This window comes from Mobiluncus curtisii subsp. curtisii ATCC 35241, from assembly GCF_000146285.1.
In the GTDB taxonomy this organism is placed as follows: Bacteria; Actinomycetota; Actinomycetes; order Actinomycetales; family Actinomycetaceae; genus Mobiluncus; species Mobiluncus curtisii.
The window spans coordinates 1,144,292-1,170,155 of record NZ_GL385912.1 but is presented as its reverse complement, the minus strand read 5'-3'; the positions used below and the strand labels follow the sequence as shown (position 1 = coordinate 1,170,155).

General features: G+C 55.6%; 24 protein-coding genes. 15 read left to right on the top strand and 9 right to left on the bottom strand.

All coding sequences use genetic code 11. The features are described 5' to 3' along the window. Positions 1 to 2: 2 nt before the first annotated feature. Positions 3 to 1,196 carry a TFIIB-type zinc ribbon-containing protein gene (locus HMPREF0574_RS05155; protein WP_004007649.1) on the bottom strand — a complete coding sequence of 398 codons (1,194 nt, stop codon included), beginning with the start codon at positions 1,194 to 1,196 and terminating at the stop codon, positions 3 to 5. A gap of 35 nt (positions 1,197 to 1,231) precedes the next feature. Here HMPREF0574_RS05155 and ispF point away from each other — a divergent pair, with 35 nt between their 5' ends. Continuing rightward, positions 1,232 to 1,819 carry a 2-C-methyl-D-erythritol 2,4-cyclodiphosphate synthase gene (ispF, locus tag HMPREF0574_RS05150; RefSeq protein ID WP_004007648.1) on the top strand — a complete coding sequence of 196 codons (588 nt, stop codon included), beginning with the start codon at positions 1,232 to 1,234 and terminating at the stop codon, positions 1,817 to 1,819. A gap of 66 nt (positions 1,820 to 1,885) precedes the next feature. Here the strand turns inward: ispF and HMPREF0574_RS05145 are convergent, their stop codons facing one another. The 7 genes from HMPREF0574_RS05145 to HMPREF0574_RS05115 form a co-directional block, all read right to left on the bottom strand. Next, on the bottom strand, positions 1,886 to 2,224 hold the full coding sequence (locus HMPREF0574_RS05145; RefSeq protein WP_004007647.1) for a histone-like nucleoid-structuring protein Lsr2: 339 nt from the start codon (positions 2,222 to 2,224) through the stop codon (positions 1,886 to 1,888). A gap of 1,121 nt (positions 2,225 to 3,345) precedes the next feature. Then, complete coding sequence (locus HMPREF0574_RS05140; RefSeq protein WP_236585806.1) at positions 3,346 to 5,985, bottom strand: DEAD/DEAH box helicase; 2,640 nt, start codon at positions 5,983 to 5,985, stop codon at positions 3,346 to 3,348. Then, on the bottom strand, positions 5,978 to 6,913 hold the full coding sequence (locus HMPREF0574_RS05135) for a HamA C-terminal domain-containing protein (protein WP_244854188.1): 936 nt from the start codon (positions 6,911 to 6,913) through the stop codon (positions 5,978 to 5,980). The genes HMPREF0574_RS05140 and HMPREF0574_RS05135 overlap by 8 nt, the downstream gene beginning before the upstream one ends. A gap of 16 nt (positions 6,914 to 6,929) precedes the next feature. Next, on the bottom strand, positions 6,930 to 9,572 hold the full coding sequence (locus HMPREF0574_RS05130; protein WP_004007643.1) for a DEAD/DEAH box helicase: 2,643 nt from the start codon (positions 9,570 to 9,572) through the stop codon (positions 6,930 to 6,932). A 12-nt stretch (positions 9,573 to 9,584) separates the two neighbouring features. Next, positions 9,585 to 11,222, bottom strand: coding sequence for a site-specific DNA-methyltransferase (locus HMPREF0574_RS05125; protein WP_004007642.1), 1,638 nt, complete (start codon positions 11,220 to 11,222; stop codon positions 9,585 to 9,587). Continuing rightward, positions 11,222 to 11,452 (bottom strand): helix-turn-helix domain-containing protein, encoded by a 231-nt coding sequence (locus HMPREF0574_RS05120; RefSeq protein ID WP_004007641.1) that lies wholly within the window; start codon positions 11,450 to 11,452, stop codon positions 11,222 to 11,224. The genes HMPREF0574_RS05125 and HMPREF0574_RS05120 overlap by 1 nt, the downstream gene beginning before the upstream one ends. Then, positions 11,449 to 12,306: an NBR1-Ig-like domain-containing protein gene (locus HMPREF0574_RS05115; protein ID WP_004007640.1), complete on the bottom strand. Its 858-nt coding sequence runs from the start codon at positions 12,304 to 12,306 to the stop codon at positions 11,449 to 11,451. The genes HMPREF0574_RS05120 and HMPREF0574_RS05115 overlap by 4 nt, the downstream gene beginning before the upstream one ends. Before the next feature lie 235 nt (positions 12,307 to 12,541). Here HMPREF0574_RS05115 and HMPREF0574_RS05110 point away from each other — a divergent pair, with 235 nt between their 5' ends. From HMPREF0574_RS05110 to HMPREF0574_RS05080, 7 genes are all read left to right on the top strand, one after another. After that, on the top strand, positions 12,542 to 12,685 hold the full coding sequence (locus HMPREF0574_RS05110) for a hypothetical protein (protein WP_204880339.1): 144 nt from the start codon (positions 12,542 to 12,544) through the stop codon (positions 12,683 to 12,685). 351 nt (positions 12,686 to 13,036) lie between these two features. Further along, the gene (locus HMPREF0574_RS05105; RefSeq protein WP_004007638.1) at positions 13,037 to 13,726 is read left to right on the top strand and encodes a sigma factor-like helix-turn-helix DNA-binding protein; all 690 of its coding nucleotides are present in this window, start codon (positions 13,037 to 13,039) and stop codon (positions 13,724 to 13,726) included. A gap of 5 nt (positions 13,727 to 13,731) precedes the next feature. Continuing rightward, complete coding sequence (locus HMPREF0574_RS05100; protein WP_004007637.1) at positions 13,732 to 13,968, top strand: hypothetical protein; 237 nt, start codon at positions 13,732 to 13,734, stop codon at positions 13,966 to 13,968. Beyond that, entirely contained in the window at positions 13,965 to 14,378 is a 414-nt protein-coding gene (locus HMPREF0574_RS05095) for a hypothetical protein (RefSeq protein WP_004007636.1), read from the top strand. Before HMPREF0574_RS05100 ends, HMPREF0574_RS05095 begins: the two co-directional genes overlap by 4 nt. Beyond that, positions 14,365 to 15,501 (top strand): DUF2800 domain-containing protein, encoded by a 1,137-nt coding sequence (locus HMPREF0574_RS05090; RefSeq protein ID WP_004007635.1) that lies wholly within the window; start codon positions 14,365 to 14,367, stop codon positions 15,499 to 15,501. The genes HMPREF0574_RS05095 and HMPREF0574_RS05090 overlap by 14 nt, the downstream gene beginning before the upstream one ends. Positions 15,502 to 15,516: 15 nt before the next feature. Then, the gene (locus HMPREF0574_RS05085; RefSeq protein ID WP_004007634.1) at positions 15,517 to 16,074 is read left to right on the top strand and encodes a DUF2815 family protein; all 558 of its coding nucleotides are present in this window, start codon (positions 15,517 to 15,519) and stop codon (positions 16,072 to 16,074) included. Positions 16,075 to 16,151: 77 nt separating this feature from the next. Next, a complete protein-coding gene (locus HMPREF0574_RS05080; RefSeq protein ID WP_004007633.1) occupies positions 16,152 to 18,119 on the top strand; it encodes a DNA polymerase in 1,968 nt (655 codons plus the stop codon). On the opposite strand, the gene HMPREF0574_RS05075 is transcribed toward HMPREF0574_RS05080, so the two are convergent. Further along, entirely contained in the window at positions 18,116 to 19,060 is a 945-nt protein-coding gene (locus tag HMPREF0574_RS05075; RefSeq protein WP_004007632.1) for an Abi family protein, read from the bottom strand. The two genes, HMPREF0574_RS05080 and HMPREF0574_RS05075, sit on opposite strands and share 4 nt — an antisense overlap. A 480-nt stretch (positions 19,061 to 19,540) precedes the next feature. Between HMPREF0574_RS05075 and HMPREF0574_RS05070 the strand changes: the two genes are divergently transcribed. From HMPREF0574_RS05070 to HMPREF0574_RS05040, 7 genes are all read left to right on the top strand, one after another. Next, positions 19,541 to 20,305 carry a phage antirepressor gene (locus HMPREF0574_RS05070; RefSeq protein WP_004007631.1) on the top strand — a complete coding sequence of 255 codons (765 nt, stop codon included), beginning with the start codon at positions 19,541 to 19,543 and terminating at the stop codon, positions 20,303 to 20,305. Then, on the top strand, positions 20,302 to 20,739 hold the full coding sequence (locus HMPREF0574_RS05065; RefSeq protein ID WP_004007630.1) for a DUF7768 domain-containing protein: 438 nt from the start codon (positions 20,302 to 20,304) through the stop codon (positions 20,737 to 20,739). The genes HMPREF0574_RS05070 and HMPREF0574_RS05065 overlap by 4 nt, the downstream gene beginning before the upstream one ends. Next, positions 20,736 to 22,997 (top strand): phage/plasmid primase, P4 family, encoded by a 2,262-nt coding sequence (locus HMPREF0574_RS05060; protein ID WP_004007629.1) that lies wholly within the window; start codon positions 20,736 to 20,738, stop codon positions 22,995 to 22,997. The genes HMPREF0574_RS05065 and HMPREF0574_RS05060 overlap by 4 nt, the downstream gene beginning before the upstream one ends. Positions 22,998 to 23,137: 140 nt before the next feature. Continuing rightward, complete coding sequence (locus tag HMPREF0574_RS05055; protein WP_004007628.1) at positions 23,138 to 23,416, top strand: VRR-NUC domain-containing protein; 279 nt, start codon at positions 23,138 to 23,140, stop codon at positions 23,414 to 23,416. Then, on the top strand, positions 23,397 to 24,770 hold the full coding sequence (locus tag HMPREF0574_RS05050; RefSeq protein ID WP_004007627.1) for a DEAD/DEAH box helicase: 1,374 nt from the start codon (positions 23,397 to 23,399) through the stop codon (positions 24,768 to 24,770). Before HMPREF0574_RS05055 ends, HMPREF0574_RS05050 begins: the two co-directional genes overlap by 20 nt. Beyond that, entirely contained in the window at positions 24,761 to 25,219 is a 459-nt protein-coding gene (locus HMPREF0574_RS05045; protein WP_004007626.1) for a hypothetical protein, read from the top strand. Before HMPREF0574_RS05050 ends, HMPREF0574_RS05045 begins: the two co-directional genes overlap by 10 nt. Positions 25,220 to 25,356: 137 nt before the next feature. Next, positions 25,357 to 25,734 carry an HNH endonuclease gene (locus HMPREF0574_RS05040; protein WP_004012034.1) on the top strand — a complete coding sequence of 126 codons (378 nt, stop codon included), beginning with the start codon at positions 25,357 to 25,359 and terminating at the stop codon, positions 25,732 to 25,734. Positions 25,735 to 25,864 lie beyond the last annotated feature (130 nt).

Below are 25,864 nucleotides of genomic sequence, written 5' to 3'. Positions count from 1 at the left end.
CCTCAATCAAAAAATATCGGCATCAGGAACGGAATAAAGATGGCGCCAAAAATGATGGCGAGGGGGATAGCGATGCCTAACAGTCCGCCCCAGTACTTGCGCTCGGATACCGGGAACGTGCCCACGAACTTGCCGGTTTGCCCGTTCATCGCATAGTTGTAGTTTTTGCCTTGGAAATCGACGTTCATCAGCCATAACGGCAAGAACACGTATTCAAGTTCGCCGAAAGCCGGCTGGATTGAGGTGCTGACGGTCGACACCGAGTTATAGCCGCTGATTGAGTTCCGCAGCACCGTCTCGGTGGATTCTTTCATGCGTTCCAAAGCGCGGGGGTTGGCGTCTTGCGCTTCCACGTCGTATTTGTTGGTCATGAAGCCCGTCAGGTAGGCGGGAGAAAACGCGACCGATTTGGTGTAGTCAAAAGGTTCGATGGATTCCGTGAGCTTATCGGTCACTTTCGTGGTGCCCGCCACCGGCACATCCAGGAAAGCAACGTTGGCGCTGCGATACACGTCGAATTCCCGATGCTCGGTGTACTCATAATCAGAATCGGTCCAGGTGCGGATGGTTTCGCACCGGTAGTTACCTTCGCCCGTGACCGTTGCGTCATACAGCCAGTAAGGCACGTAAACGCCTTGGATGTCGTCCACGCTGACCTGCTTAAACTCATTGGGAATGAGCTTCAGCTTGCGCATTTCGGCTTTGAAGGCCGCCAAGGCTTGTTCTTTGGTCATTGCAAAAGGAATCATCCGGTCGGGGACGCGGGTGCTGGTCAGCTGTCCGGTCGCCACGAAGTTGTTGTTGCACCAGGGGCACCGGGCACTGACCATGTCGGGTGAGCCGATGATTTCCCCACCGCAGGAATTACATTGGAATTGAGCCATTTGTTGTCCGGTCGCTGCGTCCAGATAGGTGGGCGGGGGTTCCACCCAGCCGGGGTGACCCTCGGCAGGAGTGGTGGAAATCTGGGTTTCCGGGGTCGCAGCGGTGCCAGCCCCGCCGGCGGCGCCGGTGGTCCCCACCTGTTGCGCGTGCGCGGCAGCGAGTTCCGCGTTGGCTTGGGAGATACCGTTGAATTGGTTAACTTCCTCGACCGTGAATGCAGCCCCGCAAAAGCCGCATTTCATCTTGCCGCTGGGCACATCAAAATTAATGGGAGCACCGCAGGACGGACATTTAAGCTGTACATCGCTCACGATTGGCTGACCTCCTTAGCTTGTATCCGCTGGGGATGAACAAAATTCGCTACCATCCTCAGACTAAAGTGCTGGTCAGGGGAATACACCACCCAAAAGGGTTAAATACCACCGACATTCCAATTAGGATTTTATGCATGGATTTTCGAGTAGGTCAGGGTTTTGACGCACATCGTTTTGCTGCCGGTGCGCCGGTGGTGGGTCGCCCACTTCGGGTGGGGACCCTGTCTTTTCCCGACCATGCGCCGCTGGAGGGGCATTCGGATGGGGACGTTGCCGCCCATGCTTTGACCGATGCCCTGCTCGCGGCAGCCGGGTTAGGCGACTTGGGCACGAACTTTGGGGTATCGCGTCCCGAGTATGCCGGAGCCAGCGGGGAAGTGTTTTTGCGTGCGGCGATGCGGATGCTGCACGAGACCGGTTGGGTGGTGGTTAACGCCAGCGTGACTGTCGTCGGTCAGGAGCCGCGTCTCGGTCCGCATTACGCAGAAGCGGAGGCGGCGTTGGGAAACATTTTGGCAGCACCTGTGTCTTTTTCGGCGACCACGACTGATCGCATGGGATTTACGGGGAATAAGGAAGGACTGGCCGCCCTGGCAATTTGTTTATTGCGTCGTGAATAAAGTTCCTTCGCAATATGCTGGACGGTCAGTCCTCACAAGTTATGAAGTTTTCGGTGAGAATATCTCTTACTTGTCGCCGGTGGCGTCGCGGTATTGGTCAATGAGTTTTTGCGGGACGCGACCGCGGTCGTTGACCGGGATTCCTTTTTCACCAGCCCAAGCGCGCACGCGACGGTTGAGTTCGCGAACTTCGTTATTTACCGCCGGGGTAGTGCCGCGGCGGCGACGACCGGAAACTTTACGTCCAGCATCAATCCAACGCTGCAGGCTGTCGCGCAGCTCCTTAGCGTGGGCTGCATTTAAATCAATTTCATAATTGACGTTATCCAAACTAAAAGCGACTGTTTCTGCCGCGTCTGAACTGTCGATATCGTCTATCAGGATGGTTTTTACTTTCTTGGCCATGATATGCCCTCCAAGCACGAGTGAATGAACAGATATATATTAGGCATTGGGGAATAAATAATTCAAATCCATGGTGGTAACCAATTCTCCAAGCACAATTGTGCTTGGACGCATAATAAACCTGAATAACCTACCCACGTTTTGCACAATGTGTCGCCAGGTAAGTCCTGGTTATCGTTCCGAGTATTTTGAGGGCATTGGTTTATCCCGAGGAAACATTTCCGAGAGTCCAAGAATCGTGTTGTCGAGTTGGCAGTGGAACTGGAGTATTCTCATCGCGCCAATATGCAGCTATTGAAATGACTTTGGTTCATTTTCATTCTCTACAGTGACAGTCGAGGTAATCAACAACTTCCACATCAGTACCCGCGAATCCTTGCAAAGTATTATCCAAAGACGGCAACCGATTCTTGTGTGGAGCCAGGGGGATAGAGAGAATCCGTGACCGGGGTGTTAGTTCCAGTGGTGGCATTCATGGTTTTAGTGTCCAGTTATGGACGTTTAGATACCGAAAAGTCATGGCTAGTGTGGTTAGCCAAACGTTAATTGAACGTTAATTGCCAATCCTCATTATCCTCTAGCTTGAGCTTTCGTTGGAATATCAACTAAAGATGTGGAGCCGCCTGAGAGACGAGCGGAAGCGCGAAGCGTATGTGCCGCTCGTGGTGGTGCGGAGCCGTTAAGAAACAGTCCTGTGGACTGTTTTAGGTGGAGCTCCAGACAGAAAAAGTGACTCGAGAATTAACTTGAGACGATGCATAAACAGAGCCGCCTGAGAGAGGAGCGGCAGCGCGGAGCGTGTGTGCCGCTCGTGGTGGTGCGGAGCCGTTAAGAAACAGTCCTGTGGACTGTTTTAGGTGGAGCTCCAGACAGAAAAAGTGACTCGAGAATTAACTTGAGACGATGCATAAACAGATACTTAGACGTCGAAAATGATAAAAGCCGCTTGAGCCCTTGAACCCCTGTTGAGCAGGGGTTTTGTCGTTTCTGGGGTTGTTCGTTGGCTCGCTGGAGGTCCGGTGATCTGGTGCTCGTCGCCATAACGTCCGCGCGGCAGGGGCACGTTTCGACCTAAGGGGGTCTGCGCGAGTGCTTGCGTTAGCGGGTATCAGACGAGGGTGTTAGAACAAGAAATCTGGCATCGAGAAGGCTTCTGGCACGTTGTATCTGATTTCGTTGGCTTCTTTGCGGACGTTGATGTTCGAGCTTTCGAGGAGAATCGGGTTCAGGTGGGGTTTTCCTTCGTGAAGGAAGATTGCATTGGAGACGTTGATTCGAATGTAAGTGGCGCTCTCGCGGGTGAATCCGAGTCGTTGGAGAAGGATGGTTTCCTGTTTCGTTGTGCCGTACTCGACGTATTCGTACCAGTCGTTGTCGAACTGCTCTTTTCCGTGGACCTTCTTGTATTCGTTGGAGAATTTAAGAAAGTAATTCGATAGCTCAAAAAGGATTACTTGCTCAATAGCTTCAAGCGTGTCACTAAAAACAAGGTTTCGGTGTTCTTTCGAATCTAGGTAGCGATTCGGTTGCCGATTGATCCACACAATTCCAGTTTTCCGGTGATGCTCGATTGCACGATTCATGATGGAACGCAAACCGTGTCCCTCCATCCACTGCAACAGGAGGACGGTGTACCAGGACAGCATAGCGAGCTGGTCACTTCCCTTGGTTGTTCTCCCTAACGTCTCGGGATTGTAAATTCGCCATTTGAAGATTGAGGCAAGCCGCTGAAGAAACGCGAGGGTCTCGTCGTAACTGAACTTTCCCTTTGGAGAAAGTTGTGGATACTGGAGTCCAGCTTGGATTGCGTGCGTCAGCGCTTCTGCCTGGTCAACGGAGACATTGATATCGTCATCTTGTTGGCCTTCGCGTCGCGAGAAAGTAGCAATAATGCTGTTGGTAGCCTGTTCGTCAAGATAGTCAGAGAATTCTTCACGCACCAGGCTTTGACGTCCGGTAGTGATGTCGCGCAAGAGCATGAGACCGAATTTGCGTTTCATATCATAACGCTCATAGCTCTCATTCCCTTTGGAGAATTCGATGCGACCTTCCTGTAGATCCTTGACGACACCTTGCTTCATTTTCTTGCTGATAATTTGTGAGTCAGTTTGCACGGATAGCTTCTGTACAGGAACGTTCGCTTGTAGGAGTTCCTTGGCCTTTTGCTCGGATGCAAGTTGGTTGCCCACGATGATGAATACGTTGCCGTAGAGGTTGAACTCGATACGCCCGACTCGGCCGATCAGGTTCTTGAAGTCGACTGCTGTCATTCCTGCTCTGCCGATTTTGTTGGTTGTGATGACGAGGTTGTCGGCGGGAAGGTTGACTCCTTCGAGGAGCGTGCTGGTGCAGAATAGTGTCGAGATTTTGCCTTCGCGGAACAGGCCTTCGATGCGTTCGCGGATCGCTGGCGGGAGGTAGCCGATGTGGTAGCTGACGCCTCTACGGATGAGACCGCTGAGGTAGTAGTCCTCGTGGACGTCGCGTTCGATGTCTTTTGCGAGAGCGTCCAAGTCTTTATCGTTGAGGTCTGCCAAACCCTGGGCATAGTCACGCGCCGCTTGCACTGCGTGATGCCGGGCAGAATGAAACACGATGGTTTGCCCACGATGATCTGAACCTCGTGATGATTCACTAACAAATCGGGTTACGCCCTGTGCGGTAGCGTCCTGAGCTTGAAGTGAGGCTAGGTGCGTGAATTCTTGGGTGTGGTCGTTGTAGCTGGAAATGGTGTTCTCGTGCAGGTTGACGAGGTATTTGAATTGCGCGACTGGCGAATACTGGGTTGCGACCGCGTTGGTTTCATTTTCGTCAGAGTTTGGATCAACCAGCCTTAGGAATACCTCTGGGTTGGGAATGTTGGGTGAAGCGAAGATGAAGTGTGGTGGTCTGTGGCGGTGTTGAAGGATTGTCACGGTTTGGTAGTAGAACGGGGCGCGGCTGTTCTTGCCTGAGAGTTTGTGTGATTCGTCGAAAAAGACGTACTCGAATTCGATTGCAGGTTTGCCGATCAGAAGGTAAAGCAAGCGTTCTGGGGTGAGCACGAAGATGAAGTTGTGATCGCCTTCGAGCACGATGTCACCAGCGGCACTGACGATTCGATAGTTGTGCCGTTCAAGGTCTTCGCCGAGGTCAGCGATCAGTTTCGAGCGGGTCTCGTTGATCAGCGCTTTTGACGGCACGATGATCGCAAAGTTGGCTGTCACCCCGGATTTGATCTGGTTGGTGATGAAGGTGCGCATGATGAAGGACTTGCCCAGTGACGTTGGGGCCGAGAAGGAAAACTTGCCGTCGTTCAGGCGGTCGTAGATCTTCTTTTGCGGCGCGAAAAACTTCATCGACTTATCACCGGGCACGGTGAGGTATTCGGCTTGGTAGGCGTTGAATGCGGCGTCGAGGATGCCCGCATCGGAAGTCACACCCAACTGCTTCAGGCCTGGGTAGTTACCTAGCGTGGTGAAGATTGCAGGAACGTATGCTTTCGTTCGCGCGTCTTGTGGGTAGAGAATGTGGCACAGGAGCGCGATTTCTTGCGCCCACACCCTGTGCCGGTCACGATTGGTGGGGTGGGTTGATTTCGACAGCAGGTCAGCGAATCGCAGTACTGCTTCAAGATCCACGTCGTATGGTTGACGATCCACCAGCCCCAACCGATGTAAGCCGTAGTTGTAGAGCAGGTTGGCGTACAGCTGTTTGAGGAATTCGTTGGAGTCGATGTCAGAAAATACGAGATCGCCGACGGTTACTTGCTTGTCAGACATGGCTACCACCTGGCCCACCCACGAGCCCATCCATGATCGCGCCCGCGTCAACGTCTACTTCGTTGAGTGGCAAAACATAGATGTAGAACGAGTAATTATCCAAGTTTCGGGTGTTGATTTCGTTGGCGATCATTTGGGCGTGCGCGGCGATATCTCCCTGCATTTTCTGATCGAGCACAGCCCGATACTGCTGGTTGCTGTAGTTCTTCGGATCGAGACCGATGTCATAGCCCAGGAACATCGAATAAGCGGTATCGAACACGGGTGCCCCACCCGGCTTCGGGATTAGCAGATCTTTGACGTAGTTTGCTGTTGCTGGGTCGAGGGTCTTGGTGAACACAGTTTGCTCGGCGAGCTGAACCTCGTCTGAGCGATTCTGTTCTATATCTACAACGCGGTCGAATGCTGCAGTGATGGCATCCCCAATGTTGCCGACCACGCTGGAGGTTCCAAACACGATGCTGCTGGTGGTTCGCTGACCGTCTGGTGTGAGTAGGTGGATGGCGTCACAGCGGCTGTGGATCTGGCCTCGGGCCTGGTTGAGCTCGATCTTACTCATCACTTTGGGTGCTTCGAGGATTTGTTCGAGCAGGACGTAGAGCAAGATTTCACCTAACCCCATGCCGTCTTGTTGTGAACGCATCCGGTTTACCGCGTCGAGAGCAACTTCTTCGAGATCGTCTCGCTGTTTGTAGCCTTCGTATTCGGCGCGGGAGAAGACGTAGCGCCCAACGTTGCGTTTGAGGAACTTGATGAGGGCTGTGTGGTCGAAGCGGTTGTTTTGGATAGACAGATGGAACAGGCGTAACTGTTCGTCGTTTCGAAGACCTAACGTGTTCGAATGGGCCACTTCGGTGAACGTGGACGCGAATGTGTCGCCGCGCAGCGTTGGCGTGATCGTTGCCTGTGCCATCTCGTCTTCTCCCAAGAGGTGTCCTTCCCGCCTACAGCTTTTCGAGGATACGTACGAGCTCCGACAAAGTGACCGCCCCGTCAGGCGGAGTGACGCCATCTTCGAAGACCATGTAGTAGCGGTAGTCATTGCCAGACATGTTCGCCCACGCCCGGCCGAGCCTGATCTTGCGGTTAGAATCGTCGTTCTTCAAATGCTCGCCCTTGGACTCGACAACCACGATGGTGCCGCTAGCGGTCATCACGACGAAATCTGGGTAGTGGTTGAACGGACCGTTGAGGCAAAAGCCCTTGCGTTCAATGATCCGGTGCCACCAGCGAACATTGTTCATGCCGGAGAAGCGACCAGCGAGTTCGAGCTCAAAGCCGTTCATCTTGTCTTCGGCCTCATACAGGGAGCCACCAATCAGGGAGGAGGCATGAATGGGCTGGATCGCTTTCGGAAACGCGTATAACGCTTGAACATCAACGCGGCGGGTCTCGATATCCTCATAGAATCTCTTGACTTTGTGCGCTTCCAAAAGGCCGTCAATTTTCTGTTTGACCTTGCTTGCTACCGCATGCGGGTGCTCTTGATAGGTCAACAGCTGCTCGGTGCCGAAGGCCTCAACCATCCGCACAATGTATGCGCGCAAGTCAGAGTCAGTGATCGAATTGATCGGTTTGATCCGATCGTAGATGGCGATTGCCGTGTTGCGCTTTTGTCCTTCGACGCTCAGTTTCGAGAAGTGTTCGCGCATGAATTTCTGATCGGTACTCGACATCCGGAAGGCTTTAGGAACCTCGGAGTCTTTTCGCACGTCGATCTTGTACATCTGCTCGTCTGCCGTCGACAGGTCAATGTCGATGTCTTTCGTCTTTAAGTCAAAGTCACCGGCTAGTGCCTCGTGCTTAAGTTCGTTGTATCCCTCATGAGCGGTCGGGAACAATGCTGATCCGGGTTCTTGGATGACGAATTGGGGAAGGCGAAGGGTTTCGATCTCGTCAGCGAATTCGTGGTTGACGAAGCTCGTGTCCACAGCATCCTCCAAATCTGAAGGCACGAAGCCCTCACCCATCTGTGCGGCTTCTTCGGCCTCCTGCTCATAGTCCGCACCCTGCTGAGCCGCCTGCTCGATCATCGAAGCAACCGTCGGATCCGCCGAAGGCTCTGGTGAACTAGCGGATTCTTCTCGCGCATCTAAATCAGCTGCAACCTGTTCTTCATTGAACTCCAGGAACTCTTCAACGTCCATATCTTCCCCTGGGACTGGGGACGTTGGGGCGGGTTTGCTTGGCTGGTTCGTGCCAGTGAAGTCGAAAGCGACTTGATCGGCTGCGCGGAAGTCACGCTTGGAGAATCCGGCACTGTTGAGCCCCGCAACGATCTGATTGAGCGTGGTCCCGAAATCGTTTGAAGAGGTCAGCACGTAGCTCATGTTTAACAACGTGTTCGGCTGCTTCCTGGCGTGGGGTTGGCGCAAAACACGGCCAAGGATCTGCTCAACATCGACCTGGCTGGTCTTGTTCGCCAACGACGCCAGAATGTAGGCGAAGGGGCAGTCCCAGCCCTCCTTCAACGCGTTCACGGTGATGATGAACCTGATCGGGCACTCCTTGCTGAGCAGGTCAACGCCTTTAAGCTCGTTTACGTCGGCGGTCTTGATCGCGATCTGCTCGGCAGGAATACCCGCCTTGACGAGCTTGTCACGCAGCCGCTCAAACGATGTAGCGTCCTCGCTCGTCTTTGGCTGAGCCTGAAACAACACGATTGGGCGAATATAAGCGCCACCATTCTCATACTGCTGTGTAGCAGCGATTTCTAGTGAACGGCGCAGGTCGATCGCGTCCGTAACGACATCCTTTTGTGACGCCCGGTTGTATGCGATGACCGGAAGTTTGACCATGCTCTCGTTCTTAAGTGAGAGCGCATCCACATACGAGATCACGTTCGCTTGCCGCTTCGGGGTTGCGGTTAGATCAAGAATGAATGCAGGGTTGAAATTCGTGAGCATCTCCAGACTCAACGAGCTCGTCGCGTGATGCGACTCATCCACGATAACGACGGGATTCAACTGGTTAATCACCTGGAACAGTGCTGTTTCATCCGCGTTCTCGATCGGTTGCTCCGGGGCACCAAACGCGGTCGCGAACGAGGCGAGATTCCCATTAGCTTGGTATGCCTTGCGTCCGTCCTTTGTTCGTGAGCGGAACGAATCATACGAGAGCACCATCACTGACAGCTGCTCAGCCACGGTCGACGGGCTGAAATTCTGCCCAGCTAGCAGCTCTTCTTTCGAATACACCTCAACACGGCCACCAAAATCAGCGTTCAACTTCTGCCGATACGGATGGGCCGGATTCTTCAACGCCGCCAAGGTTTGCGTCAAAATCGAATCCGACGGCACCAGCCACACCACAGCCTGTTTCCGCGTCGGCGGCAAAGCCTCAAATATCGGCTTCACCGACGCACACGCCAAAAACGTCTTCCCACCGCCAGTTGGAACCTTGTAACACACGTGCGGAACACCATCGATCACATTCTGGTAGCCCGGCATCTGCGGGGTGCCAACCTCAATCTGGCGAGACTCCCAAAACACCTTAAAAGCATCGCTCAGCGTAGGCTGCTCGTTGAGCTGGGTGAGGTAATCCTCTAGATCGGCGATCACCCGGTTTTGATACTTCTTCAACTCCATAACCAACACTCCTTAGAGACGGGTGATATCCCGAGGGATCTTCTTGAACGTGATATTCAGAGAGCGCAGCTCCTCATCCGACAACAAACACGTGTCGGCATAAATCACATACGAACTAGCCGCACACTCAGGAGGGATCGAAGCCAGATAGTCACGATCCAAAACCGTTGCCCGATCCGGCTCATATACGAAAAACAACGATGCATCCTCATGCCGTCCTAAGAAATACGGATGGGCACTGGGCGGATTCGAGAACGGCTGCCCCGTCTCGGTGAACCACACATACTCACGAACCCGCTCAAGAGGCACCTCTGGGTTCAAGTCACCTGCGAGAAGTAGTGGCGCGCCTAACTCGTAGAAAGAGAATGACCCTCCTGTTCCGGGCACTTCATCCTTATCGGTGCGGTATCCGTCGATCACTCGTTTGACCCGCTCTGCCGTGATTGATTCTGCGTAGTCGCTGAGCTCTACGAGGATGAATTTTCTATCTGCGTCGTCGTACATATTTGAATTAAGCACGGCGTGTGCGGTCGTTCCTGAGCCTGCGAATGAGTCTAAGACGATGCCGTCTGTGTTGCCATGCAGGGCGATAATCCATTCGATTAGTGATAGTGGTTTCGGGGTGTCGAATTTCTTGTTTCCAAAGATTGCCTTGATTACTGCAGTCGCGTCGGCGTTAGTTCCATAGCCATCGAGCCACGTATTCCATCCGAATGATTTTTTTACGTCACGAATTTTCTCGTATGGAACCCAGCGCTCAGTCTCTCCATCTACAACAACCCCTGGGTCGTATGATGTTTTCTCCCAGTGAGCAGCCTCAGGATTGTCCAATAACTCTGACATACCTGCGTGAGCAGGACTCCAACGCCAGTAGCCGTCAGACCCGTCATTCTTGATTGGGAATACTTCTCCACCATTGGGTGCAGTAATGGGGAACCACAACGTCGGTCGATCTGATCGGTCGGAAGTTGCACCCCACTTTCGTAACTCACGCCCTTTTCGATACGGGCCCTTGCTGTCCTTGAGGTCAAGCTTCCCAGTTGTCTTCTCTTCTTTGACAAGACTTGATTGGTCACCCTTGGTGTAGAACAAAATGTATTCGTGCCCTGTTCGCAGGGCCGTTTTATCTTTCCCTCCACTTGGTTCAGAGCGCACTGGCGCACAAGCAAGTCGGTTTGCAGGGCCAAAGATTTCGTCCATGATGCAGCCTAGGTTGGACAGCTCTGTGTCACTTATCGAGACAGCAATCAATCCGTTTCTGGCTAGCAGGCGATGGAGAAGTCTTAGCCGTGGGTACATCATGCATAGCCATTTGTCATGGCGGGAGAGGTCTTCGCCTTCTTTGCCGACGACTTCGCCAAGCCATTTCTTGATTCGTGGGTCGTTGACGGCGTCGTTGTAGATCCAGCCTTCGTTGCCTGTGTTATAGGGAGGATCGATATAAATGCAGTCAACCTTGCCTTCGTACTTTGGTAGTAGAGCTTTGAGGGCTTCGAGGTTGTCACCATGAATAATCATGTTCTGTGAGCCGTTGTCCCCATCGTGTTGGCCGTGCTCGTCATATGAGTATTGGCGGTCGAGGACGCGGTAGGGAACGTCGAGGTGGTGGGTGATCACCTTGTCTTTGCCGACCCAGTTCAGTTCTGGCATTAGCGTTCCTCCTTAGGCTCGTGAGGGTTGTTGGGATGTGGTTCTTCTGCGGCTTGACCGGTGCGGACCCATTCGTCGATTTCTGAGAGTTTGAACTTCCAGACCCTGCCGACTTTATAGGCAGGGAGATTATGGGTTGTTATCCATTTCGTGATGGTTTCCCGGCGCACCCCGAGGTGGGCTTGCGCTTCTTTCATGGTGACCCAGTTTTCTAATTCAGCTTCGCTCATCGTTCCTGCCTTATCGCGTGAAGATCCGGGTTAATAACTGTGGCATTGACATTGAATGTTGTAGTCGCTTGAGGGAAGCAGTTCTCGCCTTCCTGGTTGCGCATTTCCCAGTGGCTTGAGGCAGCACCTTCATAGCCTTGCGCCCGAAACGTGCAAGAAATCTTGATGAACTTCGCTGTCGCCGGTGGGCTGTCAGGAATGGCGATCTGTGTGGTGCCGACGGGTCGTAGTCGCGGGTCTGTTGGATTCGTACAGATGAGTGTCCGACTGGTCCAGTCGATGCTGCCAACGTTGCGCAGTGTCCATGTGTGAGTGAACTCGACCCAAAATCCTGGCTTGTGTTTTTGCAGTGCGGGCGGTTGCGTCACGTCGACGCGATCTCCTTGATAGAGCGGCTGCGGCGCGGGGTTTATTTCTTCTGGTTCCTGGTCTTCAAGGCGAAGTCGGTAGCAGTGTTCAAGGACATCGCAATGGTCTGGGTCATGGATGATCGCGTCGAACCAATCTGTGAGTGCCCAAATGAATGCTTCTGGTTCGATAGTGAGGGTTGAGGGCAGTCCGGCATCTTTGCCGACTTCTTGGCAACGATCATCCAACGTGCGCTTCGTGCTTGGGAGGGGCCTCAGGTGGGCAAGAAGGAAATCATGCAACGATTTCTTGCTCACCTGTGTAGGAAATGACTCGTATTGCGGTTCGGAGATCGGTTTTGCCCCGGTAAAGATCTTGCGTGCGTACTCGTCGTCTAACCGCTCTGCACTGCCAGCGTGTTGGAATACGGCTTGGACGAATTTTGCCTGGTTAGTGATGGGACTCTTCCGCTTGTAAACAGCGCGACAAAACTCGGGCAAACCCATATGCGTCACGCTCCTCTATGCCGAGTCCCAAAACTAGTCCCAGAAGTCCCAGTTTTTGCTTCCCTCAACGATCTGAAGTCCCAAAACCACAGCGTTTGATGAGTATGTGAGCAAAACACGAGCCGACGAGACGAACAACTGTCATCTCATTATCGCACGCCGACTCGCGCGAACGCTCATGAACACGCACCAACTGGTGGTGGGTGCCCTGATCGTGGCGAAGGAGGTGAAACACATGGGAAGGAACCGTAAGCAGACGTCTGCGAAGGTGGTGTCCAAGGCGTCGAAGATTCTGACCGATGGCCGTTATGGCAAGGACTCGAAGTCTGTTGCCGCGTCAGCGTTGGCGCAGACCAAGCCATCTAAGCGCAGCAAGTAGCCGTACACAGCCCACTCGGTTTCGACACAGTTCGGGCCGGGTGGGTGGAGGCGGAAGTGCTGGTGGCCATCGGCACTGACGTTCTCCGAAGCCTGAGCGTGATTGTTCGGGAGCTCATCTGGCGGATGAGCGACCTCCACAGCGAGTGCTGGCTGTGGTTGTAGACAAATGAACCACTAGTGAGACCTGCTCTGGGAGCGCTCGGCGGGTCACCTCACCCAAACCTCTTTGCTGAGGGGCGGGTGGGGTGGCTCGCCTTTGTCGTCTTCCAAGTAGTTCTCACCAGTGATCTGAGCCAAACAGATCAGGTCTCCAAATCACCGGGATTCCCGGAGAAATGGAGATCCTTCGATGAAGGTCACCTTCAAGCACGAAGCAGACAACAACAAGAATCAGTCCATCACTGACACTTTCGACATTGACCCTGGCGAGTTCGCTCTCATGATCGCAACCCACCGGCAGCAACGCGCCGCCGCTACTGGTGTTCCGCTCGACCAGGTTAAGCCCTGCACACCGCAGAAGATTCTGGACGAGTTGTGGAACGCAGAAGAAGCGGCCACGCATCAGGCGGTTCGCGCCGATCGCGGCAAGGGTAAGAAGAAATGTACGTGTGGGGCTGGGTGCGGTCCTCGACGTGGATGCCGCGTCCCGAATAACAAGCCGTTTTCGTATGAGCAGATGCTCGAGATCGATCTTGACCCTGCTTCACCGGGTATCAGCGCTGAAGACCAGGTCATCGAACGCGAGGATAGTGTCGAGCGTGCTTGTGATCTCGAGGTGATGCGTGACATTATCGCTGGTTTGGATCCTCAGCATCGTGAGGTGATGACGCGTCTGCTTGCAACCGACAAGCTCAATCAGGCGCAGGTGGCGCGCGATATGGGGTTGACCCGTGCTCGGGTATCGCAGCTGGTGGCAGAGGTAAAACCGCTGATCCGGCAGGCGGTTGAGGAGGCCCGATTTAACACTTCGAGCGGTGTCGGCAGTGGGGTGAAGGGAGAAGCCAACCGGGCTGCTCCCACAAATGAGGAAGAAAGGTAAGCCCGATGGCTCGACATAGTCTCAAGCTTCATATTGCCCGGCATATCCCTGACGACCCCGGAATCGTCGCCACCAAGAATGTGACGCTGCGTGAACGGCTCATGCGCCTACTGCTTGGTACCCCGCGCAAAGTCATGATTCTCGTTCCCGGTGACTCGGTCAAGCAGATCGACATCACCGAAAACACCGATGACGACCTCATGGCCCTGGCCGATGCTCTCAAGGCGGGTGAATCCAAATGATGATGCCGGAAATTAACGCCTTCATTCGTGATGGAAACCAGACGATGCGATCGCTCGCCGATTTGCTTGCGCGGGCTCAGCAGATCGTTGAGGAGAGCTTCGAAGACCACGCAGGAATGCCTGGTGAACGCCCGGAGCTTGCCCTGCAGATCAAGGAACCCTTCGGAACCATCCCAGCCACGCACGCCCAGCCAGAACTACTTGCGGACGAGCCAGAGGTTGAACCTGAACCGACGGTGACGTTGGAAGAAGTACGTGCTTTTCTTTCCGAGCTCTCAGCGCAAGGTCACACGGCAAAGGTTCGTGAGCTGATCGTCGAGGCTGGTGCGGACAAGCTCTCAGCGGTGGATCCGTCGAAGTACGGGTGGCTGCTGGATCGGGCGAAGGAGATTGCTGATGGCACCGTCTGATCACGCACTCCTCTCAGCTTCTGGTGCTCACCGGTGGCTCAACTGCACCCCCTCCGCCCGCCTCGAATCCGATGAGCCAGAATCCACGTCTGCGGCTGCCGAGCAAGGCACCGCAGCACACGCCCTCGCCGAGCACAAACTCCGCCGCGCTTTGAAGCAGCGCTCGAAGCGGCCAGTCTCAACTTGGATTGATGACGAGATGGAAACCTTGACTGACGACTACGTCGCCTACGTCCAAGAACACATCTCGCTGGCTCGGGAGACCTGTGGGGATCCACAGGTGCTCATCGAGCAGCGCCTGGATTTCAGCCATGTGGTTCCGGGAGGTTTTGGCACCGGGGATTGCGTGATCATCGCCGAACCTACCTTGCAGATTATTGATCTGAAGTACGGGCAAGGTGTGTTGGTTGAGGCTGAGCGTAATCCCCAGTTGATGCTCTACGCTCTCGGAGCCCTTCACACTTTCGGCGACCTGTACGACATCGAGCGCGTAGCGGTGACGATCTACCAGCCACGTCGGGGCAACGTCGACACCTGGGAAATCTCCGTCACTGAACTCGAGCACTGGGCCGAAGCGGAAGTGAAACCGAAGGCTGAGCTGGCAGCGGCTGGCGAGGGTGAGTTTTGTCCGGGCTCGTGGTGTCAGTTCTGCAAGATTGCACCCACGTGTCGGGCGCGAGCTGAAGCCAATCTTGCGCTGGCCAGGTTGGAGTTCGCCCCGCCAGCAGAACTGTCCGACAGCGAGATTGCCGACGTGCTGGCCCGGATTCCGCAGCTCAAAACCTGGGCGGCGGATGTCGAAGCATACGCGCTCTCCCAAGCGGTGAACCAGGGCGTGGTCTTTGAGGGGTTCAAGCTCGTAGCCGGACGGTCGATACGCAAATACACCTCCGAAACCGATGTCGCTGCAGCGGCTGAGGCGGCTGGATATAGGGACATCTGGGATCGCAAGCTCATCACCCTCACAGCCATGGAACGCCTCATGGGCAAACCCGCCTTCAACGAGATCCTCGGTGACCTCGTGACCAAACCTGCAGGCAAACCCACGTTGGTTCTTGCATCCGATAAACGGCCAGCGCTTGACCTGGTGAGTGCAGCCACCGATTTTCAACCAAACAAGTAACTAGTAGAAAGAAGAATGATTATGTCAACGACTAACACAACTCGTATTGTGACCGGCGAAGTTCGCCTATCCTACGCACACGTGTGGGAGCCGAACTCCATCCAGGGAGGCAAACCGAAGTACTCCGTCTCCCTAATTATCCCGAAGTCCGATACTGCCACGATTGCGGCGATCGAGAAGGCCGTGGATGCAGCGATCGACGCCGGAACGGCCAAGTTTGGTGGCAAGCGCCCCAACAAGGCCGCCCTCAAGTTGCCGCTGCGCGATGGGGATATTGAGCGTGACGACGAAGCCTACAAGGGCGCCTACTTCCTCAACGCCAACTCCCTGACCGCTCCGCAGATCGTCGATCAGAGCGTCGCCCCGATCCTGGACCGCGCCGAAGTGTACTCGGGCTGCTACGCACGCGTATCCCTGTCCTTCTATGCGTTCAACACAAACGGCAACCGTGGTATCGCCTGTGGACTGGGCAATATCCAAAAGACCCGCGACGGAGAAACCCTTGGCGGTGGACGAGTTTCCGCTGAGACCGACTTCGGTGCCTTCGCCGCTGATGACGATTTCCTGAAGTAACCATCCCCACACGTGGAGGGAATCAGCACATCTTGTTGGTTCCCTCCACTTTTCCTCTATGTGAAAGGAACCTCGTCATGCGAACACTCTTCTGCGATATTGAATCTTTCAGCCTCGCCCAACTCGCTAAGACAGGCGTTTACCCGTATGCCGAGCACCCAGACTTCGAGCTGCTCCTGTTCGGCTATTCGATTGACGGCGGCCCGATCGAGGTGGTGGATCTCGCCAACGGACAATCTATACCCGACGAGGTTCTGGCGGCTTTAGTTGATCCGTCCGTCGTGAAGTGGGCGCATAACGCCGCCTTCGAGCGAGTCTGCCTGTCTGCCTGGCTACGCACTCATCATCCAGAGCTTCTCGCTGATGGGTTTCTTGGCCCAAGGCAGTGGCGTTGCACCATGATCTGGTCGGCCTACCTTGGTCTTCCGATGAGCCTCGATGCAGTAGCCACAGTTTTGAAGCTTGACGTCCAAAAAGACACAGTAGGCAAGAAGCTGATCAAGCAGTTCTGCACACCCGCCACACCCTCAGTCCTGAACGGCGGCAAACGCAGGAATCCACCATCAGCTGACCCGACCGGGTGGGCGAGGTTTATTGATTACAACCGTCGTGATGTCGAAGTCGAGCTTGCCATCCACGACAGACTGGCTTGTTTTCCGATGCCGGAGTCCGAATGGGACACCTACACGCTCGACCAACGCATTAATGATGCTGGGATTCTTCTCGACCACACGCTGGTTGATAACGCGGTCGGGGTGGATGAGCACCACCGCAACGCGACACTCGCTCGGGCACAGACATTGACTGGGTTGGAGAATCCGAACTCGCCCATCCAACTCAAACAATGGCTCGCATCGCGTGGCTGCGTGCTGGATTCGTTGGCAAAGGCCGAGGTCGATGCCGCCCTCGACACCGCGACTGGCACGGTGAAAGAAGTCCTCGGACTTCGCGGCGATCTAGCAAAATCAAGCGTCAAGAAATACCAAGCCATGCAAAACGTCGCAGGCAGCGACGGTCGAGCACGTGGGCTGATCCAGTTTTACGGCGCAGGACGCACCGGACGTTTCGCCGGACGCCTCGTCCAAGTCCAGAACCTCCCCAGGAACTATCTGCCTGATCTTGACCAAGCCCGAACGCTCGTCAGAACAGGCAACCTCGAGGCACTTGAGCTTCTGCACGAGTCCGTGCCCGACACACTTTCACAGTTGATCCGCACCGCGTTTATCCCTTCACCTGGGCACAGGTTTATCGTTGCTGATTTCTCTGCAATTGAAGCGCGTGTCATCGCCTGGCTAGCAGGAGAAACAACCACCCTGCAAGCCTTCCGCGAAGGTAAAGACCTCTATTGCGAAACCGCGAGCCGTATGTTCGGAGTGCCAGTAGAGAAGCATGGCGTTAATGGTGAGCTTCGGCAGAAAGGAAAATTAGCAGTTTTGGCTTGTGGTTTTGGCGGCTCAACGGGCGCTTTGGAGCGCATGGGAGCACTCACCATGGGACTCGCCGAGCACGAACTCAAACCCATCGTCGACGCATGGAGAGCCGCCAACCCACACATCGTGGCCCTCTGGGCCGGCGTCGAAGAAGCAGCTATCGCCGCGATCGCGTCTCGTCAGTCAATCCGGCTACGGAATCTGCGATTCAGCGTCGAAGCCGGAATCTTGTTTATTGAGCTGCCCTCGGGTAGGCGGTTGGCGTATGTGAAGCCGCGTCTGGGCGAGAACAGGTGGGGCGGCACCTCCATCACCTACACCGGCACCACCACAGCACGCCGCTGGGGACAGCTCGAAACCTACGGCGGAAAACTTACCGAGAACATCGTTCAGGCGATCGCTCGTGATCTGCTCGTCACGGGCATGCACGCAGTCGCCAAAGCCGGGCATCAGATTGTGATGCATGTTCACGACGAGATCGTCATCGACGAACCCGAAAATTCCGGCTTCACCGCCACTGGTGCTTGCGAGCTCATGTCCACGCTCCCAGCATGGGCCGAAGGTTTGCCGTTGGATGCGGATGGGTATGAGTGCGCCTATTACCGTAAGGATTAGCTGTTGATTGTCCAGATGGGATCTTGTTTCCAGCTGGGGCTGGCACCTATGTGCGTTAGATCGACGCCAGGAATTTCGGTGGGGAAACTGTCTAGGACGTCGCTGATGGCCTGTATTTCAGCGGTGAAATTTCCTCGTCGCAAGAGGAACGCGGTGAGCACCAACGCGGTGTATATACGTCCTGAAGAATGTGTCACGGCCGATAGCGTTTGGTCGTTGCGGCGGTGTTTGACCAGTGGACGGATGACGAGTCGCTTGTTCCATAGTCTGGCGTGATGGGCGCATATGTTACGAATGAAATTCGCAGTGCGCATCCATGATTCCAACTCGTCGGCACGTGCCAAGTACTTGTCAGCAATGCGACGACGCTGTTCGAAGGGAGCCAACGAAAACAGGGTCACGAGTTGTCCGAATTCGAGGATCTCGGTGGCCACCCACACCGGCAAACGGCCGTCGTGGGTCTGGTTGTAATGCGTGACGAAATCTTCTGTAGAGCGCGACTGCGTTTGGGCTAGCTTCTGCGTGAACAGTACTGCGCGGCGATGCATTGCGCCTGACGGCCAAATCCGTTCGAGGTCGAGGTGAATGAACGGATCGATCTCACCCAGCACGTGCCCCACGTCAACTCGCAGGCACACCTCCAGCTTGCATAGCGCCCGCCACACAGCAAGACGCAGTTGTTCGTCAAACTCGTACAGCTCAATCGCGTGATGCATACGTGTGCCGGGAACGAAACGATCTAAACGCCGCCGAGGTGAGCCTTCGGGAGCTGGCTGGCGCAGCGGGTAGGAGTATCCCGAAAGCCGGTAATAGCCGACAGTAGATAACTCGCGGCGGTAATCACCGGCATCCAATAGGCCACGACGAGTGAGGATATTGATTTGCTCATCGATACTGACCCACGGTTTGTCGACCACCAGCCCACCTGCTTCCAAAAACATGAAGACCGGCTCTGACCTGTCTCGGAAACCGATACAAGCGAGCCGGTACTAGTGGTAATCACTATACCGCGAAAACAGCGACAGAATCAAGAACTCGGCGAAGTATCACCATCAGAGAAGAAAGCTTATCCAAGACCGCTAAGAAACGAGAACCGACCCTGTGCTCCCACCGAGGCGGGCAGCGGAACCGGTCATGTTGTCTAAAAGACCACCGTGTCGGCACCGCTGTAGCAAGAGAATGATGGTTCTTCCACACAGAGCACTCGAGAAATTTGTCTATGCCCCGGCGAGAATACCTGCCAGATTGCTCTAACAGATAGCGCTCCACCGGGGCTTCAACACCAATCGTGCCAGAACGAGAAGCGATTGAGTACCCGTGATTTAACACTTTCTGGTTCGTCGGCAGTGGGGTGAGGCCCTTAACCCTTGTGCCGACCGGCACGACTTTTTCTCGACGGGGTCTCGGGAAGGAACCCCGCCATGGGAAACCAGATTCAAACATTCACCAACGACGTGTTCGGCACCATCCGCACTATCACCAATGATGGTCAGATCCTTTTCTGCGGCAAGGATGTCGCCACCGCGCTCGGCTACCAGGATCCGACGAACGCGGTGAAGCTGCACTGCAAGGGGGTGGCAAATTACCACCCCCTTGAGACCGCTGGCGGAATCCAGCAGGTCCGCTTCATTACCGAGGGCGACCTCTACCGCCTCATCATTTCTTCAAAACTCCCGGCAGCACAGAAGTTCGAAGCCTGGGTGTTCGATGAGGTGTTGCCGACGATTCGCCGCCACGGCATGTACGCATACGACGAACTACTCGCTGACGATGAGTTCCTGGAGCATGCCATCGCCACTCTGCGGGCCGAGCGAGCCAAGCGCCTCGCCGCAGAGCAATCCCTGTTGGAGGCGGCACCGAAAGTCTCGTACTACGACGTCGTGCTGCAGTCCGATTCGTTGTTGACGACGACGGCGATTGCGAAGGACTACGGACTCTCCGCGAAGAAGCTCAACCGAATCCTGCGTGATGCTCACGTGCAGTTCCATCAGTCGGGCCGGTGGTTCCTCTACGCGAAGTACGCCGAGCAGGGCTACACCCAGTCCAAGACTCACGAATACGACGAAGGCCAGACCCGCACCCACATGTACTGGACCCAGAAGGGGCGCTTGTTCATCTACGACCTGCTCAAGAACAAGCTCGGCATCCTTCCGGTGATTGAGCGTGAAGGTCAGGTGCAAGCATGAGCGCCACGACACTCGATATTGGGTTTTCGAAGAAAAACACCGAAGGCTATCTGGACTTAACGAGCTACCACGCGCTCAAGAAGCTGCAGCGCGAACAGTTCGGCTACCGGCCCTTGGTTTATATCTGCTCACCGTATTCGGGCGACGTGCAAGCGAACGTTGAGCTCGCCCGCCAATTCTGCGAGCTCGCAGTAGCGGCAGGCAAGATCCCGTTCGCCCCGCATCTGCACTATCCGCAGTTCATGGATGACGCCGATCCCGATCAGCGCGAGTTGGCGATGTTCTTCAACAGGGTGTTGCTCGCTAAATGCGAAGCCCTGTGGGCATACGTGGGTCACGTTAGCCCTGGTATGCGCCTGGAGATCGGCTGGGCGCGAGACCTCGAGTTGCCGATTAAGTACTTCGATTCTGATTTCAAGGAGGTCACCCCATGACCACGCCCTTCACCTTGTTCGCTGCCGCGGTTACCGGTGTGCAGAACAATAACCACTACCCGAACCCACATCAGGTCATTGACGCGGCATCCCTAAGCGTGGTCGCTGGCTTTGATCACGTGGCAGCCACCTACGTGAATGACCGCCGCTCAACTGCAGCGTTCATGTCTTCGGATTGCGTGGTGATGGATATCGATAACGACCATACAGAAACCCACACCGACTGGATCACGCCTGAGAAGCTCGGCGAGTTGATGTCTGGTGTGGAGTTCATGACCGCCACCTCCCGCAACCACATGAAGGCGAAGGGCGTGCTCTCCGCCCGGCCACGTTTCCACGTCTACTTCCCAATCCACACGATCACGAACGCGGACGAATACGCGGGATTGAAGCATCGCCTGGCATCGCGCTTTGGTTTCTTTGATCGCAATGCCCTGGACGCAGGACGCTTCATCTACGGGGCGTCGAACGCTGTGGTGACGGCGCATGAGGGCGACCAGTTGCTCGATGCATGGCTGGACGCGGCTGACGAGATCGACGTGTTCGCCGCCTTCGACGCCTCAACATTGGTCATTGGTGAAGGCTCCCGTAATGCCACGCTCTCTCGCTTCGCCGGGCGGGTCCTCATCCGCTACGGGCAGACCGATCAAGCACGAGACCTCTTCGACCGCAAAGCCAACCTCTGCGAACCACCGCTCAACGAGGGCGAACTGCAGACGATCTGGAACTCGGCATGCAGGTTCGCTTCGAAGGTCGCCTCCGACCCGAGCTATCTGCCACCAGAGGCGTATGAGGCGTTAGCAGGTTTACGTCCGGATGATTTTTCCGATGTCGGTCAGGCAGACACATTGGCTGGCGAGTATGCGAACAAGATCCGCTACTCACTGGCTACCAAGTGGCTTGTCTACGACCATGGCGTGTGGGATGAGAACGACCTGTCCGCACAAGGAGTGGTTCAAGAACTGACTTCTCGTCAACTTGAAGAAGCACAACACCTTATCGCCACAACATGGCAAGACATGGTTTCTACCGGTGCTGACGTGGTGATGGCATCGGCTTCATCGAAAGCCCGCGGCCTAGCAAAACTCAACCCCGCCCAAGTCGCAGCATTCAAGGCGTGGGATGAATCCAAAAGCTATCACAAGTTCGTTCTCTCCAGGCGTTTGTCACGCAATATCACGGCCACGTTGAAAGAAGCCGGGCCGATCTTGCAGGTACGTGTCCGTGACCTCGACGTCGACCCCTACCAGCTCAACACCCCGGCAGGTACCTGGGATCTACGCGACAGTAGTAGCCACGAGCACAATCCCGCCGATCTGCTGACTAAGCAGACCGCTGTCGGCCCCAGCGATGAGGGTGCACAGATCTGGGCCGACGCGCTTGACGTCTTCTTCCAAGGAGACGTCGAGTTGATTGGTTACGTGCAGCGCATTGTGGGGTTGGCGGCGATCGGACAGGTTTTCGTCGAAGCGCTCGTCATCGCTTACGGGGACGGGCGAAACGGCAAATCCACGTTCTGGAACACCATCGCCCGCGTGTTGGGGACGTATTCGGGCACGATCTCAGCCGACGCGCTCACAGTCGGGGTGCGTCGCAACGTCAAACCCGAACTCGCCGAAGCCAGAGGCAAACGTCTCTTGATCGCGGCTGAAACCGAAGAAGGCATGCGCCTATCAACCTCGAACGTCAAACAGCTGGCTTCGACCGATCAGATCTCGGCAGAGAAAAAGTTTAAGGACCCCTTCGCCTTCACCCCCTCCCACACGCTGGTCTTGTACACGAACCATTTGCCGCGTGTGGGAGCCATGGACGCAGGCATCTGGCGGCGTCTGATCGTCATCCCGTTCAACGCCACCATCGAAGGCGACACGGATGTGAAGAACTACGCCGACCACCTCTACGAACACGCTGGCGGAGCAATCCTTTCCTGGATCATGGAGGGAGCGCGCCTCATTCACAGTGAGGGATACAAGCTCACTCCGCCGCCTCAGGTGGTTCAAGCCTCGCAAGCATATAAGGAGGATAACGACTGGTTCTCGCAGTTCCTTGAGGACTCGTGCGACGTCGAGGACGGATTATCGGAGAGGGCTGGTGACCTCTATCAGACGTATCGGGCGTGGGCGCAAAACACCTCAGGATGGGCGCGCCCGATGGTCGACTTCAACGCCGCATGCGAACAAGCAGGATTCGAGCGCAAGAAAACCAAGTCCGGTATCCGCGTCTACGGGCTGGCCCTGACCAGCGAATTCAACAGCTGAAAGTTATGAGGGTGCAGACCGGTGCAACCCGTTTTCCTACCTTACGCATGTGAAATTACATGGTGTTTTTCTCTATGTAAAAGGTTAGGAAATACCCTGCACCACTCTGCACCCCTTGAGAAACCATTCAAGGAGTGACCATGAACGAACGAACCATAGAACACCAACTGAAGAAAGCCATTGAAGCCTCTGGCGGCTTGTGCTGGAAGCTTGTCTGCCCTGGAACCACGGGTGTACCTGACCGGATATGCCTGATGAGAAACCGCGTAGTTTTCGTTGAGCTCAAAGCACCAGGTAAACAACCCAGGCCAATCCAGGTGCGCCGGATGAACCAACTCCGCCAGCAAGGTTTCACCGCTCTGGTTGTTGATTCGATTGACGGCATACAGGAGGTGCTTGATGCACTATCAGCCGCATAACTACCAACGCCAGGCGACCCAGTTCATCATCGACCACCACGAGGCCGCAATCTTCCTTGGGATGGGTTTGGGCAAATCGGTGATCACGTTGACGGCGATCTGGCAGCTCATGCTCGACTACTTCACCATCCACCGAGTCCTAGTCATCGCACCACTGCGGGTAGCCCGCGATACCTGGCCCGCCGAAATAGCGAAGTGGGATCACCTTGACGGGCTCACCGTCGCGGTCGCTGTTGGCACCAAACAAGACCGGCTGAACGCTCTCGCGGCGTCTGCGATGGTGACCATCATCAACCGTGAAAACATCCCATGGCTCATTAGCCAACTCGGGGGGAGCTGGCCGTTCGACATGGTCGTCATCGACGAACTCTCCAGCTTCAAAAACCACCGGGCAAAGCGGTTCACGGCATTGGTGAAAATGCGGCCGCACGTTAAGCGCTGGGTTGGCCTGACCGGAACGCCAACGTCGAACGGGCTGATGGATGTGTGGGCGCAATTCCGTCTTCTCGACGGCGGCGAGCGTTTGGGCAGGTTTATCACTCGTTATCGCGATCGTTGGTTCGTTCCGGATAAGCGCAACGGGATGCAGGTGTTCACCTATAAGCCCCGCGCGGGTGCTGAGGATGAGATCTATGGGGCGATTGGTGACATGACGTTGTCGATGAGAACCACCGACCACCTGCAATTACCGGAATTGACGGTGACAACCACGCTCGTCACGTTGGAGCCGAAAGAGCGCAAGATCTACGAGCAGCTCAAAGCTGACCTCGTCCTCGACCTTGATGGGGCGACGATTGATGCTGCGAATGCTGCTGCGTTGTCGGGCAAGTTGCTGCAGTTGGCATCGGGTGCGATCTACACCGGCGACGGTCAGTGGGCTCCCGTGCATGATCGGAAACTTGACGCTCTAGAAGACCTGTATGAGGCAGCCAACGGCAGCCCGTTATTGGTGGCGTATTGGTTCACTCACGACCGCAAGCGCATCACCGCTCGTTTCCCACAGGCTCGCGAACTGAAAACCTCGGCCGATATCGAGGCGTGGAACAGGGGCGAGATTGCGCTTGGGCTGATTCACCCCGCATCTGCGGGTCACGGTCTGAACCTGCAGGCAGGTGGGCATCTGTTGGTGTGGTTCTCGCTGACGTGGAGCCTGGAGCTTTACCAGCAGACGAATGCGCGCCTGTATCGGCAAGGGCAATCCGAACCTGTGACGATCACGAATCTTGTTGCTGAAGGGACGCTCGATGAAACCGTTCTCAAAGCTCTTGATGCGAAAGACGCTACGCAGGCTGCGTTGATTGACGCGGTCGCAGCAGAAATTACAACCACTGAAAGGACAAGCTCATGCATGTGATGACCAAATACCTCGACACAAGGAAAGCCGCGATCGCCGCTCTGCAGGATTATGCGGTGATGGAACAGATCATCGAGAGTACCGACGAGCAGATCAAGGCGGCTTATGCTGACGCGGCAAGCCCAGCATCCCCACGCATGGACGGCACACCACCATCAGGCGACCTCCACGCTTCGGAGAATCGGATCGTGGCGAGCATTGAGCGAATCGATGCGTACAAGGCTCGCTACCTGCAGGCTCGCCAGTACATGGACTGGTTCTTGCCTGCGTGGGAAGTCATCGCTGAAGACGACCGCTTCATCCTCGAAGGCTTCTTCCTCAGCGAGGGGACGCAAGATGAGAAGGTGTCGATGATCGCCGATCATTTCTACGTCGAGCGTGACACGGTCTATCGGCGCAAGAACCGGGCCCTCGACAGGTTCGCCACCGCCTTGTATGGACAGCTCTAGCGTTAGCCGGTATCCGAAACATGCGATAGAAAACCGCATATCGGTGTGAGAACATGTAAGTGGTTGAAAACTAGGAGAAGCCCCAAGAACCCACACGGGAACTTGGGGCTTCACCATGTTCGGGGAAGGAGCCAGCGATGCCAGTCAAACCCGCCTCCCCGTGCTCCCACCCCGGCTGCCCCGAACTCACCCACGAACGTTTCTGCGAGCAGCACGCGAAGGCAGAAGACGCCCGGTATCGGAAGTATCAACGGGATCCGAAGATCAACCGCCGCTACGGCGCGCGCTGGCGCAAGATTCGCGCCGCCTACATCGCCGCCCACCCGCTCTGCGAAGACTGCCTAGAGGCCGGACGCTACACGCCAGTACAAGAGGTTCACCACATTCTCCCGCTCGAACACTGCGGCACCCACAACTTCAACAACCTCCGAAGCCTGTGCAAGCCCTGCCACTCGCGCCAGACCGCGCTCGATGATGACCGGTGGAGGCAACAACCTCGTGTCTACGCCTACTGACGAGCCCACACGTTGCCCGCTGGCGCGACGATCATCTGGAACCTCAAAGATGCCTACCCGCCTGGCGTTTGCCGAACACGGGGCAACCTCGCGGCGCTGGTGAGGGGTTGGGGCCTTCGAATCTCTCATG